This window comes from Paenibacillus sp. AGC31 (genome assembly GCF_057334655.1).
Window position 1 is genome coordinate 240,198 of record NZ_JBHFJH010000024.1, and the last position, 16,552, is coordinate 256,749.

13 protein-coding genes are annotated in these 16,552 nt (G+C 47.1%); 10 read left to right on the forward strand and 3 right to left on the reverse strand.

The features are described 5' to 3' along the window. The first annotated feature begins 336 nt into the window (after positions 1–336). The 3 genes from ACE04G_RS08850 to ACE04G_RS08860 all read left to right on the forward strand — a co-directional run bounded on the left by ACE04G_RS08850 (position 337) and on the right by ACE04G_RS08860 (position 5,035). Positions 337–2,295, forward strand: a complete 1,959-nt coding sequence (locus ACE04G_RS08850; protein ID WP_449005250.1) for a CotH kinase family protein — start codon at positions 337–339, stop codon at positions 2,293–2,295. Between the two features lie 371 nt (positions 2,296–2,666). Then, positions 2,667–4,355, forward strand: coding sequence for a methyl-accepting chemotaxis protein (locus ACE04G_RS08855; RefSeq protein WP_221818958.1), 1,689 nt, complete (start codon positions 2,667–2,669; stop codon positions 4,353–4,355). Between the two features lie 35 nt (positions 4,356–4,390). Beyond that, positions 4,391–5,035, forward strand: a complete 645-nt coding sequence (locus ACE04G_RS08860) for a Vat family streptogramin A O-acetyltransferase (protein ID WP_339307100.1) — start codon at positions 4,391–4,393, stop codon at positions 5,033–5,035. A 340-nt stretch (positions 5,036–5,375) separates the two neighbouring features. On the opposite strand, the gene ACE04G_RS08865 is transcribed toward ACE04G_RS08860, so the two are convergent. Next, on the reverse strand, positions 5,376–5,648 hold the full coding sequence (locus ACE04G_RS08865; RefSeq protein WP_036606368.1) for an HU family DNA-binding protein: 273 nt from the start codon (positions 5,646–5,648) through the stop codon (positions 5,376–5,378). 103 nt (positions 5,649–5,751) lie between these two features. Beyond that, positions 5,752–5,952, reverse strand: a complete 201-nt coding sequence (locus tag ACE04G_RS08870; RefSeq protein WP_017690333.1) for a cold-shock protein — start codon at positions 5,950–5,952, stop codon at positions 5,752–5,754. A 169-nt stretch (positions 5,953–6,121) separates the two neighbouring features. Here ACE04G_RS08870 and ACE04G_RS08875 point away from each other — a divergent pair, with 169 nt between their 5' ends. The 7 genes from ACE04G_RS08875 to mglC all read left to right on the forward strand — a co-directional run bounded on the left by ACE04G_RS08875 (position 6,122) and on the right by mglC (position 15,913). Continuing rightward, positions 6,122–7,024: a tyrosine-type recombinase/integrase gene (locus ACE04G_RS08875; RefSeq protein ID WP_221818960.1), complete on the forward strand. Its 903-nt coding sequence runs from the start codon at positions 6,122–6,124 to the stop codon at positions 7,022–7,024. A 334-nt stretch (positions 7,025–7,358) separates the two neighbouring features. Next, positions 7,359–9,092, forward strand: a complete 1,734-nt coding sequence (locus ACE04G_RS08880; RefSeq protein ID WP_221818961.1) for a response regulator — start codon at positions 7,359–7,361, stop codon at positions 9,090–9,092. Continuing rightward, positions 9,089–10,915, forward strand: a complete 1,827-nt coding sequence (locus ACE04G_RS08885) for a cache domain-containing sensor histidine kinase (protein ID WP_221818962.1) — start codon at positions 9,089–9,091, stop codon at positions 10,913–10,915. Before ACE04G_RS08880 ends, ACE04G_RS08885 begins: the two co-directional genes overlap by 4 nt. Next, entirely contained in the window at positions 10,893–12,065 is a 1,173-nt protein-coding gene (locus tag ACE04G_RS08890; RefSeq protein ID WP_221818963.1) for a substrate-binding domain-containing protein, read from the forward strand. Before ACE04G_RS08885 ends, ACE04G_RS08890 begins: the two co-directional genes overlap by 23 nt. A gap of 171 nt (positions 12,066–12,236) precedes the next feature. Then, the gene (locus ACE04G_RS08895) at positions 12,237–13,298 is read left to right on the forward strand and encodes a galactose ABC transporter substrate-binding protein (protein WP_036606548.1); all 1,062 of its coding nucleotides are present in this window, start codon (positions 12,237–12,239) and stop codon (positions 13,296–13,298) included. A 74-nt stretch (positions 13,299–13,372) separates the two neighbouring features. Continuing rightward, a complete protein-coding gene (locus ACE04G_RS08900) occupies positions 13,373–14,878 on the forward strand; it encodes a sugar ABC transporter ATP-binding protein (protein ID WP_221818964.1) in 1,506 nt (501 codons plus the stop codon). A 15-nt stretch (positions 14,879–14,893) separates the two neighbouring features. Then, positions 14,894–15,913, forward strand: a complete 1,020-nt coding sequence (mglC, locus tag ACE04G_RS08905) for a galactose/methyl galactoside ABC transporter permease MglC (protein WP_221818965.1) — start codon at positions 14,894–14,896, stop codon at positions 15,911–15,913. 240 nt (positions 15,914–16,153) lie between these two features. On the opposite strand, the gene ACE04G_RS08910 is transcribed toward mglC, so the two are convergent. Next, positions 16,154–16,489: a hypothetical protein gene (locus ACE04G_RS08910; RefSeq protein ID WP_221818966.1), complete on the reverse strand. Its 336-nt coding sequence runs from the start codon at positions 16,487–16,489 to the stop codon at positions 16,154–16,156. Positions 16,490–16,552: the final 63 nt, after the last annotated feature.

The following is a 16,552-nucleotide window of genomic DNA, read 5'->3' on the forward strand; positions in this document are numbered from 1 at the left end:
AAATATCTTGTCTGCTCAAATTCTCTTTTGTTTCTAAAAGCTTTTTGTAAAGAGTTTTGCTATTCACGTATATGAACTCCAGGTAAGTTCTACTCTTCAGATATATCGTTATAAAGGCATATTAATGTTAGATAATTGCAATAAAATAGGACTTATGAACCGGTTCCAAGGTTATAATTGCGCTTTTTTTCATTATATTTCTTGTATGTCCATGAAAATTTCATAGTGATACATATCATTTTTAATCGCGTTTAAGATTCACTAAAGGTTAGTCCCCTACCATGATTACATAAGCCTCAGTAGCTTAATAGAAACCAAGAAGGAGGATTCATCATTTTGAATATTTTATTACGAAAAGTTACAGTAACGGCATTGTCCGTGACGATGGTAACGACATCTTTTGGGCTGATCGGAAGTCCGAATGCGGCATATGCTTCAGAAAGTACAGCGACAACCACGAGTGCAGGCGTGACGCAAGCTTATGAATCATTGTTCCAGACGGATAACGTCATAGATGTGAATGTAACGATTGATGATGCAGACTGGAAGAGCATGCTCGAAAGTCCGCTGGATAAGGATTATAAGAATGTGAGTGTGGAAGTGGACGGCAACAAGCTGGACAACGTCGGTTTTTCCACCAAGGGCAATCTGACCCTGAAAGCTGTAGCCTCAATGGAAGATTCGGACCGTTACAGCTTCAGACTGAAGTTTGATAAATACGATAAAACACAAAGCCTGCTTGGACTGGACAAAATGGTGCTGAACAATAACTACGCCGATCCGTCGTATATGCGTGAAGTTCTACACTATGAAGCACTGCGGAGTATTGGCATGGATGTCCCAATGACGAACTATGTTAATCTGTACGTTAACGGCGAGCTGGTTGGTTTCTATACTGGCGTTGAAGCAGTGGATGATAGCTATCTGGAGCGCAACTACGGTGAGAATTACGAAGAAGGTGACCTCTATGATACGGATGAGAAGAGTTATCTTCAATACGAAGAGGGCAGTGACTACAGTACAATCACCAAAGACTTGGGTACGGATAAGGACAAAACCAAACTCAAAACCTTCATCCAAACACTAAATGAGATGCCAGAAGGAGAAAAGGGTGATATTGAAAGTGTACTGGACGTAGATTCGGCGCTTCAATATATTGCAGGCAACATGGTTTTTGGCAACTATGACAGCTATAACGGCGACAAAGGACACAACTACATGCTCTACAGTGATGCCGCTGGCAAGTTCACGGTTGTTCCTTGGGACTTCAACATGTCCTTCAACGGGTACTCGGGCGGAGGCGGACGTGGCACAACAACCGGATCAACCACGACTAACACCAATGCTACGAACGTATCTGTAGACGAGCCTGTATTGGGCATCAGCATGGAAAATGTACCGATGATCAATAACCTGCTTGCTGTGCCGGAGTATAAGGAAAAATATTTGAGTTACGTCAACGAACTGACGGACTACATGGAAGGCATTCAAGATCGTATTACTGGCCTTGCCGATGAGATTCGTCCTTATGTAGAAGCAGATCCAACGAAATTTTATACGACAGAACAGTTTGAATCCAACATCGCTTATTCTGCCAATGCAGATGCGGCAGGTGGTATGGGCGGTACACCACCAGAAGGATTTGAGGGAATGACCCCACCTGAAGGCATGGAAGGTATGACGCCGCCTGAAGGTTTCGAAGGAATGACACCTCCGGATGAAGCAACAGATCCAACAACGAATACAGGAAATACTCAGACACGCCCTGGTGGTAACTTTGGCGGCGGGGGCGGAGGTATGGGCTCCATGGCAGCCGGATCACTGACGACATTTGCACTGAACCGTCTTGCAAATCTGCAAGGACAACTCGGACGTGAAGTAACGCCTTTGCCTGAGAATTCGGAAGAGACAGGTTCGAATACTTCATCCGGAACAACCGACAAAACTATTACCGTAACACTCGATGGTAAATCGATCACATTCCCGGATCAGGACCCGCTGCAGCAAAATGGACGAGTAATGGTACCTGTGAACGCAATCCTCGAAGCAATGGGTGCAGAAGTGACTTGGGACAAAACGGCTAAGACGGTAACGGCGGTTCTGAATGATCAGACCTTTGTGCTCAAGGTCGGAAGCAGCACCGCAACCGTAAATGGAGAGACACTCGAAATTGATGCACCAGCGATCATTCAAAACAGTCGCACACTCGTTCCTGTACGCTTCATCTCAGAAGGACTGGGACTTACCGTGGACTGGGATCAAACCGCTGCACAAGTAAGCCTTACATCCAAATAAGAGATATCTTCTCAAGAGCAACGTTGTTGTATGGAGAATAAGAAAAGGGATTCGATGGTCAGATCGAATCCCTTTTTGCTCTGCTTTGTCAGGTTAGACGGAGCGAACATCCAGCAAAATCCGGCCTCGTTCATGTCTGGCCTTACTTTTGGCATGTGTTTGATTGGCTTCACTTAAAGAACATTCTTACATGATTACGGATAATTCGTAAAATATTAGGCTTCAACAAGTTATTTTTGTGATAAAAGTCACTGAAATATTATAAATATTGTGATCACTCCTACCGATAAGACTATAGTGATATTCGAAACGGATTCGAAATTGGCTTGAATATCCCCACAACTACATAGGGAAAAGGGTGGCTCACACACATGCCAAGCATGAGCATCGGTACCAAAATCAGTTTGATCGTTATCAGTATATTTATCACCTTCTCTTCAGCCGTGGCGGTAAGTGTAATCCTGGAGATGAGACAGGGGATTACGACATTTGCTACAGAGAAGGCAAAGCGAGATTTGGAGATGGCGAATAGTATCATTACATATAAGCATCCAGGAGATTGGGCCATTAAGGATGGACAATTATTCAAGGGAGATGCCGCGCTGGAAGGCAACTTTGAATTGGTGGATGAGATTGGACAAGCGTCTGGGGACACGGTGACGATCTTCCGAGGTGACGAACGTGTTGCAACAAATGTCATGGTGGACGGAAAGCGTGCTGTCGGCACGAAGGTATCGGACGAGGTCGCCCAGACCGTTTTGCAGCAAGGGGAAAAATACTACGGTGAAGCCGTGGTTGTGGGTCAGAAATATCAGACGGCCTATGAACCAATCAAGAACGCATCCGGAGACATTATTGGAATTTTCTATGTGGGTGCTTCTCAATCGTTAATTGATGTGATTATCTCCTCGTTCCTCAAGACATTCCTGATCGTATTCCTGCTTGCAATGTTGGTCGCAATTACCCTGATCCTGCTGTACGTTCGCAGGGTGAGAGTAAGAATCGAGCGGGTATCTGTGGCGATTAAACGTGCGGGGACGGGCGATTTCACACAGCCAGTTGTGGACAACATCCAAGACGAGATTGGCATGCTGGGTACGGGATACAATGAGATGAGAAGTAATCTCCAGGTCATCATTCAAGGCGGACTTCAAGCTGCGGAGAAAGCAGAGAATTCGACTGGACTGCTACTCAAGATTGCGGATCAAACGGCCAAAGAATCGGCGCAGATTGCATCCTCCGTTGAACAAGTGGCGCACGGAGCCGATAGTCAGACGATCAGTACAGAAGAAAATCTGCAGGCCATGGAAGAAGTGGCTATAGGTGTACAACGTATGGCGGACAAGGCCTCCAGTATCTCGGACTCTGCCTTGTATTCACGCAAACAGGCAGAAACCGGAGGTGAAGCGGTGCAACTTACCGTTCAGCAGATGTCTACAATTGAATCTTCCGTTACCACAACGGATGAAGTCATTCGTATGCTGGAAGGGAAGTCGGCACAGATTAGCCAGATGGTTTCCGCCATTCATGAGATTGCAAATCAAACGAATCTACTCGCCCTCAATGCATCCATTGAAGCGGCAAGAGCAGGGGAGCATGGCAGAGGATTTGCCGTCGTATCTACCGAGGTTCGTAAACTGGCTGAACAAGCTGGAGACTCTTCAGATCGTATTGAAGAACTGGTCGAAGCCATGGAACAAGATATGCAGCAATCGCTATCGGCCATGTCGAGAGTGAAGGACGAAGTACAGGAAGGACTGCGCTTGACCCGGGAAACGGAGCAAAACTTCAGCCTGATCCGGGATACAAACCTGCGTATTGCTACAGAGATTGAGGACATGGCTGCGACGAGTGAAGAGATGTCCGCAGGCGTGGAACAGATCGTGGCTTCTGTGCATGAGATCGCTCGCCATGCGCAGACGGCCAGTACCAATTCACAGCAGGCTGCAAGATCTGTTCATGAACAGCTCAAGTCGGTAGAACAGATCAAGGCATCTGCGGCTATTTTGTCTGATGTGTCGACAGAGCTCCAGACCTCACTTAGTCCGTTTAAGATTTAATATCTGTTACAATAGGGAAAAGGAGGGACTACAATATGGCCCCTGATAAAACAAAACTTTTCCCGAATGAGAATATCCGTACGGTATGTTATATTCAAAACCTGCCGCCGCGTTCCAACGTGGACATCGGTGATTATACCTATTATAGCGATAACACGAATCCGCCAGAGCAATTCTATGACCGGATACAGCATCATTATGACTTCATTGGTGATCGCCTGGTCATTGGGAATTTCTGTGCAATTGCGGAAGGTGTGACATTCATTATGAATGGCGCTAATCATCGGATGGAGGGTATGACCACTTATCCGTTCAACATTTTTGGTGGAGGATGGGAACGTGTGACACCTACACTGGAACAACTTCCATATAAGGGTGACACGGTACTGGGGAACGATGTATGGCTTGGACAAAATGTAACGATCATGCCTGGTATCACGATTGGAGACGGGGCAATCGTTGCCTCCAATTCAACCGTTGTTAAGGACATTGAACCCTATACGATTGTTGGTGGTAATCCAGCCAAGACTATTAAAAAGCGTTTTGACGAAGAGACGATTGGACTGCTGCTGGAATTGAAGTGGTGGGATCAGGATGAGGAATGGCTGGATACGCATTTGGAACGTCTTGTCTCTACATATGATCTCCAGATCTTGCGCGAACTACAGAACAGCAAATAGGATGGTTGTACATTGTGCATAAAAGATAAAAAAGCTGGTTCCCTGACGGAGCCGGCTTCCAAGCAAATCAGGCCCTGGACCGTTTTGAGCGGATCAGGGCCTCTTGTTGTCCAAGATGAAATGTTAATTTAGCGGGTGGGTGGTCGTAGGTTGCAATCAGACTGTACTGATGGGGGCTTTAAATGAGTATGAGCTTCTGTATGATCCGAGTTTGTCTGTTTGCCTGAATAAAAGTTAATGATATCATCAACGGTAGTAAACACGACATTTAAATCCATATTATCATTGTGTGTTTGAATAAAAACCTCTTTTCAATGGGTTGTTACGTTTGTTACGTGGTTTAATTTAAAGCTTCTTTCATGCTTAAACCTGCTGTGAATACAGGAACTTTACCTGCAGGTAGTTGAATTTCCTTGCCTGTTTTCCGGCTTCTTCCTGTTCTTGCCTCACGCTTCTGCACTTCAAATTTCCCGAATCCAACCAGTTGAACTTCTTTACCTTCTTTGAGAGCTTCGAGAATCGAGTCCAGTACAACGGTTACAGCTTTTTCAGCATTCTTCTTGGAGAAACCGCCAGCCTTAGCTACTTCTGTGATCAATTGTTCTTTATCCATGGGAATACCTCGCTTTCATTCTTGTGATGTGAAATCTTTTCTTTACTGTGCAACATATGTGTAAATAAAAAGCTGCCTTATTAATAAGGCAGCTTTCATATAATTAAAGTTTAGTAACGTTCTCAGCTTGTGGTCCACGGTTACCTTGAGTTACTTCAAATTGAACGCGTTGACCTTCGTCCAAAGATTTGTAACCTTCACCTTGAATTGCACTGAAATGAACGAATACATCTGTTCCTTCTTCAGTTTCGATAAAGCCGAATCCTTTATCCGCGTTGAACCATTTCACTGTACCTGTTTGCATGTGATTCCTCCAAAAAATAAGTTTTTAGCCGATCATTATGACGAGTATTATTGAAAAATTGACACTCACCTGGTGCATTTAAACCACGAACTTGATGTCCGCTAATGTATCGATTAATATGATAATACCATGTCCGCTAATATAAGTCAAGATTTGGAGGTATTTTCTAATGAATCAGTCATCAGGGATTTCGGTGCAGCGGGAACCGACGATAGAGGAATTCATACATATGCTTGCTAATGAGGGAGAATTGCATCCCAAAACCGTGAAGGAATATACAAGTGATCTGAAACACTTTATCGAATGGTACAAGGAAAGCACCATGCTTAGTGAAGAGTTCTCACTGCGAATTGAAGATGTGGATACATCCACTTTAGTCAGTTATCGTGAAAATGCTCACAACGTTATGTTATTGAAACCAGCCACCATTAACCGGAGGTTGATTACGCTGAAGCGTTTTTTCAAATGGGCTGTCTTGGAATCCAGGCTCAGTCATGACCCTTCCAAACCATTAAAATTCATTCCGGAAGACAAAGTAAGTCCACGCCGAATGACATTAGAAGAAGAGCAGGCATTCCTCGCGGCAGTGGAGTACGGTAATTCCCTTCGTGATCAGACAATCCTGACCCTAATGTTTCACACAGGCTTGCGAACGATGGAGGTATGCAACCTCAAGCCTCAGGATATCGAACTTGGTAGACGAAGCGGTCACCTGACAGTGAGAGCCGATAAACGCAACGTGCAACGTAAGATCCCTTTGAATATACAATGTGTTGTCATGTTGAATCAGTACTTATCTGATCTTGCTACCGATCCTGCTTACCTTTTTCCTTCAGAGAAGACAAACGATCGTTTAACGGAGAGAGCATTGCGGCACCTGATTAAAAAAGTAATGATAACAGCAGGGCTGGAAGGATTGAGTTCACACGATCTGCGTCATCGTTTTGGCTACGTCATGGCTGAGCATACGCCACTGCACCGTTTAGCCGAGATAATGGGACACACCAACCCAGATACAACCATGATTTATTTTAAAGCATTAAGTACAAATCATCGTAAAGAACAAGAATGAAGTCTGAATTATAGTTAGAATCAAAACACCTCTTATTAGAAGTACTTCGAAATTTCCCGTGTTTGTATTACTTTAACCTGCCTTTAGCACTCATATACTATCCTTCACATTTCACTTAGGCACTGCCCAACAGGGTTGCCTTACCTCTATTAAAGAAAGCGATTACATATCCCTGATAATATTGTATATTATGATGGCAACCTTGGAGCAGATCAACATGAGCCTTTGCATTTTGCTTCAATTCGGTGAGCCATAAGAAATCAAATGATTCACAATGCTACATATATATTCGTTGCTAGGGCATAAGGCCGTCATCAAAAGGAGGAATCCAAACATGTACCGGGTACTGCTGGTGGATGATGAAGAAGATGTGCGTGAAGGACTTGTTGTAGAGGTCGATTGGGAAGCGCTCGATCTGCGGATTGTCGGTTTGGCTGAGAATGGGCGGGAAGCATTGGAGATGGCGGAGCGGGTAGAGCCGGACATTGTGGTGACGGATATCAGCATGCCATTCATGAATGGTCTGGAACTCGCACAAAGATTGAGGAAGCGTAATCCACTCGTGAAGGTGGTCATTTTGACTGGATATGATGAATTTGATTATGCGAGGCAAGCCATCTCGTTAAGTGTGGATGAATATCTGCTGAAGCCGTTCTCGGCAGGGCATCTCACCGAACTGCTCACAAGATTGCGCGCCCAGATGGCGGCTGAAGTGGCTGAGCGTGAAGATGTACAGCAGCTGCGTGAGCACTATCATACCAGTTTGCCTTTATTACAGGCAGATCTGATGGCGACCTTGCTCCATCGGCAGAAATCCTCGACATATATTCATAGTAAAGCCAAACAATGCGGATTGGACCTGACAGGAGAGCGCTATGGGGTGTCCGTATTGACACTGCACATGGATGGAGAAGTACAGAAGGAGAAGTCTGAGGGAGTATTTATCGAGCCCCCACAGCGACATAACAAAACATCATCCGAGGTAGCGGATCAGTCTGAGATATTGGTTCCCGGAGGTTCCTTGCGTCAATCTGAGGATGCTGAGCTGAAACGCTTTGCTGCACTTAACATTGCGGCAGAAGTCTGGGCGGAGCATGGGGCAGGTCATGCCTTTATGCATCAGGAGACGATTGTCCTGCTCTATGTGGATCGCTCGGGCGGTACAGATGGAGCGAAGCGGCAACAGAAAGCGTTGGAAAATGTGATGCGCAGCATCAACCACTATTTACGTATCCCGGCTACGGTGGGATCTGGTCAGATTGTCGATACACTCGCGGATGTGAATCATGCCTATGAAGATGCCCTGCTGGCATTGGATTATCGACTTGTGCCCGGGACGGATTCAATTATATACATCGCGGACGTGGAGCGACAGACAGCGGGCAAGCTGCGGTTCGACGAGTTGAAGCAGCAGACGCTGACACGTTGTCTGAAGGCGGGTACACAAGCGGAGCTGGAGGAAGCACTTGCGATCATTTTCCGGGAAATTACAGTGGAACACGGGCGAAGTGATATTCAGCTCTATTTAATTGAAGTATTAACAACAGTATGGAAGGCAGCACAGGCATCAGGGGAGGAAATGGAGGACATCTTTGGTGCAGGGTTCCAGTTGTATGCGGATTTGTTCCGACTGCCGGGACTTACTGATGCACAGAAGAAGGTACGGGAAGTCTGTCTACTCGTACAACATCGCATTGCCAGCGGACGCCAGCATGTATACAAGGATATTGTCGAGCAGGCGTTAGTCTTCACCAAGGAGCATTATGCCGACCCGGACCTGTCCATTCAGAAGGTGTGTGGGCATTTGCATATCAGCTCCGGTTATTTTTGTGGCATTTTCAAAAAAGAAGTGCAGCTTACCTTTCTGCAATACCTAATGCAGATCCGAATGGAGGCAGCGCGGGAACTGCTTCGCTCGACAGAACTGAAGTCATTTGAGATTGCAGAGCAGGTTGGCTTTGCTGAACCCAATTACTTCAGTTTTTGTTTCAAAAAACATATTGGCGTCTCGCCCAAAGAATATCGTAAACAGGCTTCTCAGACAGCAAGTGAAGGTTCGATCCGATGAAGTTTTTGTCCAGATGGGTGAAGTCCACGGGACCTCAATTACGCTCTCGTCTGCGTTCGTCCAGAGTCAGCAGTATCCGGTTTATTATTACGTGGTCCTTTTCCGTCTTCATCGTTTTGGTACTGACCATCATGGCGATGCTTCTGCATGACAAGTTCACGCAGGCTGCCGAGCGAAGTGCGGAACTCACGACGAGACAGATTGTGGATCAGGTCAGTTATAACCTGGAGGATTACGTCCGCAGTATGTCTCATCTGTACCGTGCCATTGAGGAACACATGCTGCGTGACGGGACATGGGAAGGGGAACTGGTGGACAAACAACTCGACACACTGCTCAGCAGTCGTGAAGATATCATTTCAATTACTCTGCTCGATTCCACGGGGAAATTGCTCAAGAACCGACCTACAGCTGAATTAAAACCAAGTGCCCATGTGACACAGCAAGGGTGGTTTCAGTCTGCGCTTCGTGTGCCGGATCACCTGAGTTTCTCGTTGCCTCATATTCAGAACATGTACACAGGCCCATATAAATGGGTCGTTTCCATGAGCAAAGGCATAACGATACGGCAAAATGGTCAGGATCGGCAGGTTATTCTGCTGGTCGATATCAATTTCAAACAGATGGATGAACTGAGCCGTCGGGTCAGTCTGGGGCAACGAGGATACGTGTATATCATCGATGAAAGTGCAGGCAATATCGTGTACCATCCGCAGCAGCAATTGATGTATATGGGGCTCAAAAGCGAGAATATTGAACAGGCTTTGGTGGCTTCCGGCAGTTACGAAGATGAAGCAGATGGACAGAAAAGGCTGAATACCGTGAAATCCGTTGCCAATATCGGGTGGAAAATAGTCGGTGTTGCTTATCTGGATGAGATTATGACAACGCGTCAGGAGGTCAATGGATATCTCATTCGTGTACTGGTCGTTGTTCTGGTACTGGTCATTCTCGTATCCCTGTTTCTTTCCTCCAGTCTGACGCGTCCGATCCGGCGAATGGAACGTAAGATGAAGGCGGTGGAGCGCGGGGATTTCAACGTGGAGTTGCCTATTGAAGGGCCGCTGGAGGTGGAACGACTATCCCGTCGCTTCAACCTGATGGTCAATAAAATTCGCACCTTGATGGATGAGATCATCCATGAACAGGAACAGAAGCGGCGTCTGGAGCTGGAGGCTTTACAGGCTCAGATCAATCCGCATTTTCTATATAATACGCTGAATTCTGTGGTGCGCATGGTAGGCATGAGCCGCAATGAGGAAGTGATCACGATGATCACATCTCTTTCGCGCCTGTTCCGCATAAGTCTTAGTCAAGGCAAAACGATTATCACGGTCAGGGAAGAGCTGGAGCATGCGCAGCATTATTTGACGATTCAGCAGATGAGGTTCAAGCGCAAATTCAACTTTACGATTAAGGCCGATGATACGCTTCTGGATTGCCTGACATTAAAGCTGGTGCTTCAACCCCTGATTGAGAACGCCATTGTTCATGGCATCGAGTACCACATGGACGAAGGAAGTATTGAGGTCGATGTCTATCATGAGGACAACAAGCTGGTGTTTCGCATTACAGATAATGGGGTCGGCATGACGGAAGAACAGATGTCGGGATTATTGAGTGGTCGTCCTGTGGTCAAAAGCGGTGCAGGCTCCGGCGTAGCGGTACGCAACGTCCATGACCGAATTCGGCTTTATTATGGGGAGGGCTTCGGCCTTGATTTTGCAAGTGAGTTGGAAGAAGGTACCACGGTCTGGGTTCGGATTCCCATTCAATCGCAGCAGAAGGAGGGTGAGCCTGATGACAAACAACCAAGTGAATAAGAACGATACTCATAGAGTTAAAGGATTGAATATCCGTACATTTTGGAAAAAGGTTGTTGCGAGCTTCCCTGGAATCTGGAAACGTCGGTTATTAACCCAGACAGCTGCAAGCTGCTGTCTGCTCATATGCAGTGCCTGTGGCTTATCGAGTCCCGATGCTACGGCAGCACCGCCACGTATTGCGCTGATTACGCCAGCTGGGACAGGGGAACTTGCGGAAGCCATCCGGCTTGGCGCCGAAGCGGCTGCCAAAGAGAGTGGGGCCGAACTGATTACCGTGGAAGCATACCCTTCCGATGGTGATGTGTACACACCTGCCATTCTGGACTCTGCTGGAAGCCAGATGCAGGTCAAACAGGAAAATATCAACAGCCAAACGTTGTCTCGCAGTGCACGAGAGCAGGCTCAAGTGGAGGCCGCCGCATCGGCTCTGAAGCAGGGGGCATCAGCTCTATTGGTTGATCCCCTAAGTGAGAAGGCACTTAGTGACATCATTCAGGAGGCACAGACAATGAATTCTGATGGAACCATTGTTCCTGTCATTGTGCTTAACGATGAATTTCCCGTGAAAGGCATCACCAGTTTCATCTCGATGGATAATGTTGAGGCGGGAAGACAGGCCGGCCAGGCTATGGCGGGGCTTCTGGAAGGAAAAGGGCTTGTGGCCTTATTGGGCCCCGATCCTCTTAATTCTGGTCTGATTCAGAGAGAGCAGGGAGTTATGGAAGCTTTGGTACAGTATCCTGATATTCAAGTAGAACCCAAATCGATATGTAATACACGGGATGGATGTTGGCAGACTGCAAAGCAATTGCTGGACCAGCAGGAGGTGGATGGCTTCATTACTCTTCAGGAACCTGCTTCTCTGGGAGCAGCCGATGAACTGAATCGACGCAAATCTGCGGGCAAAGTAAGGATTGTTGGATTCGGCAGTGAACAACAGCAACTGGAGCAATTGCAAGAAGGGGTCTTTGATCATCTCATCGTCCAGAATGGATACAGTGCAGGTTATCTGGGATTGAATCAAGCCGTTGCACGGCTGAACAATCAACAGGTGCAAGCGAGAGTGTTACTTGAGACCAAGCTGGTTAGTACAGACAATATGTTCTGGATGGATAACCAGAAGCTGTTGTTTCCTTTTGTACAATAAAAGAGTGCCGGAACGAATGCTGAATGAAGAAATTAAGGAGTTTGTTAACTTGAGGAAGATTTCGATAGAACAGGTGAAGATATTGTATTCGAATTTAATGTAAACCCTTTCATAATAAAGACATCGGTGAAGCCGAATGAACTTGGGGGAGGTCATTAGGATATGAAGAATATGAAGAAAACGTGGATGACACTGTTGATTACGGCATGTATGGTTGTGGCGGCGGGGTGTAGCAGCGGCGGAGACAGTGCAGGTGGAAGTACGGGAACAGATACAGGAGGTCAGACAGCAGCCGGGACGGAAACGCCAAAGATTGGTGTTGCCATCTACAAATTCGATGATACATTCATGACGGGTGTACGTAATGCAATGACCGCAGCAGCGGAAGGCGTTGCGACTCTGGATATCGTGGACAGCCAGAATGCACAGCCGACCCAGAATGAGAAAGTGGATCTGTTTGTATCCAAGAAATACAATGCAATGGCCGTGAACCCGGTGGACCGGACGGCGGCAGGTGTCATCATTGACAAGGCTAAGGCAGCGAATATTCCAGTAGTATTCCTCAACCGTGAGCCGGTGGCGGAAGATATGAACAAATGGGATAAAGTGTACTACGTAGGAGCCAAAGCGGAGGAGTCCGGTACGATCTCCGGTCAGCTAATTGTGGATTACTGGAAAGCACATCCGGAAGCGGACAAAAACGGTGATGGCAAACTGCAATACGTCATGCTGAAAGGGGAACCGGGTCACCAGGATGCAGAGCTTCGGACCAAATATTCGGTTCAGGCGATCCAGGATGCCGGAATTGAAGTGGAAGCGCTGGCGGAAGACACGGCGATGTGGGATCGGGTAAAAGGTCAGGAGAAAATGCAGGCGTTCCTGGCTTCACATGGTGACAAGATTGAAGCCGTTCTCGCAAACAATGATGACATGGCCTTGGGAGCCATTGAGGCATTGAAAGCAGCCGGATACTTCAAGGACGGCAAATCCATGCCGGTTGTAGGTGTGGATGCAACAGCTCCAGCCATTCAGGCTCTCCAGGATGGTACAATGCTGGGCACGGTGCTTAATGATGCCAAGAATCAGGGTGCAGCCACGGTGGCACTGGCTTCCGTACTTGCCAAAGGTGAGACACCAACAAAGGAAAATACCAAATACGACATTACAGATGGTAAATACGTCTGGATTGCATACAAAAAGATTACAAAAGACAACATCGCCGACGCCCAATAACAGCACGAGACAGGGACGTCCGACATTCGGGTAGCGTCCCTTTTTTGCCGGTCATATGGAAGGGAGGAACCAAGATGGAGTCACCTTACCTGCTGGAGATGAATGGAGTTTCCAAGGCATTTCCGGGTGTGCAGGCACTAAGTCAGGTCACATTGAAAGTGAAACCGGGGACGGTTCACGCCTTGATGGGAGAGAATGGAGCGGGGAAATCCACACTTATGAAATGTCTGTTCGGCATGTATCACCCGGATGAAGGAACGATACGTATCGAAGGAAAGGATGTGGATATTCCGAATTCCAAAGCGGCCCTTCAGCAAGGCATATCCATGATTCATCAGGAGCTGAATCCGGTCCCGCATCGTCCGGTGATGGAGAATATATGGCTGGGTCGTTTTCCGATGAGGGGAATACTAGTGGACGAGAAACGGATGTATACCGAAACGCTGGCCCTGTTCAAGGACTTGAACCTGGATATTGATCCGAAGGCTCAGGCGGGAACACTGTCTGTCTCCAAGATTCAATCCATGGAAATCGCCAAGGCGGTCTCGTTTCAATCCAAAGTCATCGTCATGGATGAGCCAACTTCTTCCCTGACAGGCAAGGAAGTGGATCAGCTCTTCGCCATTATTAATGAACTGCGCAGTCGCGGCGTATCCATTATCTATATTTCACACAAGATGGAGGAGATCCTGACGATCTCGGATGAAGTGACGATCATGCGTGATGGTTTCGTTGTAGGAACTTGGGATGCTGCTGATTTAACAACAGATCTGATCATTACGCGTATGGTTGGCCGTGATCTGGACGAACGTTTCCCGGAACGGACGAACGTACCCGGTGAAGTGATATTAAAAGCCGAGGGTCTGACATCAAGCCAGTCCAAATCGTTTTGTGATGTATCCTTTGAGCTGCGAAAAGGTGAAGTGCTTGGCATTGGCGGCTTGGTTGGAGCACAGCGGACAGAACTGATTGAGTCCTTGTTTGGACTGCGTGGACTCGCTTCAGGTACAATTTCGATTCATGGGCGCAAGGTGAAGATTAACTCCCCCGCAGCAGCGAAGCGTCATAACATCGCGTTGCTCACCGAAGAACGAAGGGTCACAGGAATCTTCCCGGTGTTGTCGGTGTATGAGAACACGATCATTGCCAGTCTGGGGCGCTACCGAAATCGAATGGGCTTGCTGGACGAGAAAAAGGGCCGCGAAGAGGCACGTGAGCAGACGCAGAAGTTCAGAACCAAAACGCCTTCAGTTAACACGCTGATTCGCAACCTATCTGGCGGTAATCAGCAGAAAGTTCTGCTGGCCCGTTGGTTATTGACCGACCCGGAGATACTCCTGCTGGATGAACCGACGCGTGGAATTGATGTAGGGGCCAAGTTTGAGATTTACACCATTATTACGGAACTGGCTCGTCAGGGCAAAAGCATTATCATGATTAGCTCGGAGATGCCAGAACTGCTGGGTATGTCGGATCGCATTATGGTGATGAGCGAAGGGCGTCTCACCGGAATCGTGGACGGAGCCGAGGCAACAGAGCAGGATATTATGAGGCTGGCCGCGCAGCAGCGGATGGCTTAGTCAGGAGGGAAACAGATGAACACACAGATGATCAATCAAGTGAAACAATATGTAACACAACGCGCCATCTTTATCGTATTGATCCTGCTCATTATTGGTATCGCGATTGCCGATCCGAATTTTCTGGCCTTCTCCACACTACGGGACATCTTGCAGCAGTCCTCCACACGGGCCATTATTGCGCTCGGTGCAGCTTTTATCCTTGTCACGGGCGGGGTCGATCTGTCCGCTGGACGGGTGGTTGGTCTGACAGCGGTTGTATCGGCATCGATGCTGCAAATTGACGAGTATGCCAATCGCTTCTTCCCCGATCTGCCCCACTTATGGGTGGGTCTGCCGATCCTTGTCGGGATTACCGCGGGTCTATTCGTGGGATTGGTCAATGGACTCATTGTCGCCAAATTACATGTACCTCCTTTTATCGCAACGCTGGGTACGATGGTTGCCGTGTACGGACTGAACTCCATTTATTTTGATACGGAACCCAACCAGTCACAGCCGATCGGAGGATTACGACCGGACTTCACCGTTATTGGCTCTGGATACATTGATCTGGGCGGAGGTTATTCCATCCCGTATATTGTCCTGATTGCTATTGCGGTGGCATTAATCTGCTGGGTGGTCTTTAACAAAACACGTCTCGGCAAAAACATGTACGCGATTGGTGGCAACATTCAGGCAGCGCATGTATCCGGGATTCATGTGGCACGCAACCTGGTTGCGCTGTATGCTATTGCGGGTGCACTATATGGTCTGGGCGGTGTACTTGAGGCAGCACGCACAGGTGGAGCAACAAACAATTACGGTAACATGTATGAGCTGGATGCGATTGCCGCATGTGTGGTAGGCGGCGTATCAACGGCAGGAGGTATTGGAACGGTTCCTGGGGTTATGGCGGGTGTGCTGATCTTCGGGGTCATTAACTATGGTCTGACGTTTATTGGTGTGAGCCCATACTGGCAGTTGATTATCAAAGGATTGATCATTGTTGCTGCGGTGGCTTTTGATATCCGTAAGTATATGGCGAAGAAATAAGATGAGCCTCAAGAGGTTACACCAGTCACTCCGATGACAGAACAACCTTCTGATCGCTGTTATCCCCAGATTTTTTTGATTCCCTTCTAAAAGAAGTGAAAATCCGGGGATAAAGGCGAACGCTCCGCTTCTTCAGGTTATTTCTGTCCTCTACGTTGTTGTGTAAATAATTTGTTCATCTTATATGGAAAAGCAGCAAAGAAGCCAGCCCTCTGAATATAGAGAGCTGGCTTTAAGCGTTTAACCATTGACCATCCAATCGATAACGGGGATAACTGGTCCAATGATGCATAAGAGCAACATGAATCCGGCGACGTTATAAGATACACTTGTGCCATAATGTGAACGATTTTTTTTGGCAAGCAAGAAGGCTGGAATCCAGAAGAGGGCTGCTACTACAAAAGGAATATGAAGTCCTTGAGTTCCGTTGCTATAAATCGGTATGTTTATTAAGTTAAAAAGATAGTGACTGATCATAAAATTTGTTTTGCCCCATTGGAAATTAAAGGCGAGACCCATCAATAGTACGAGTAGAGAGAGCGTTCCGAGGCCCAGTGGTTTTCGTTGTGTTATCATGTGATATCCTCCATAAGAAAGTATTTATCCTAAATTAATCCATTAATGTATTGTACCACAATA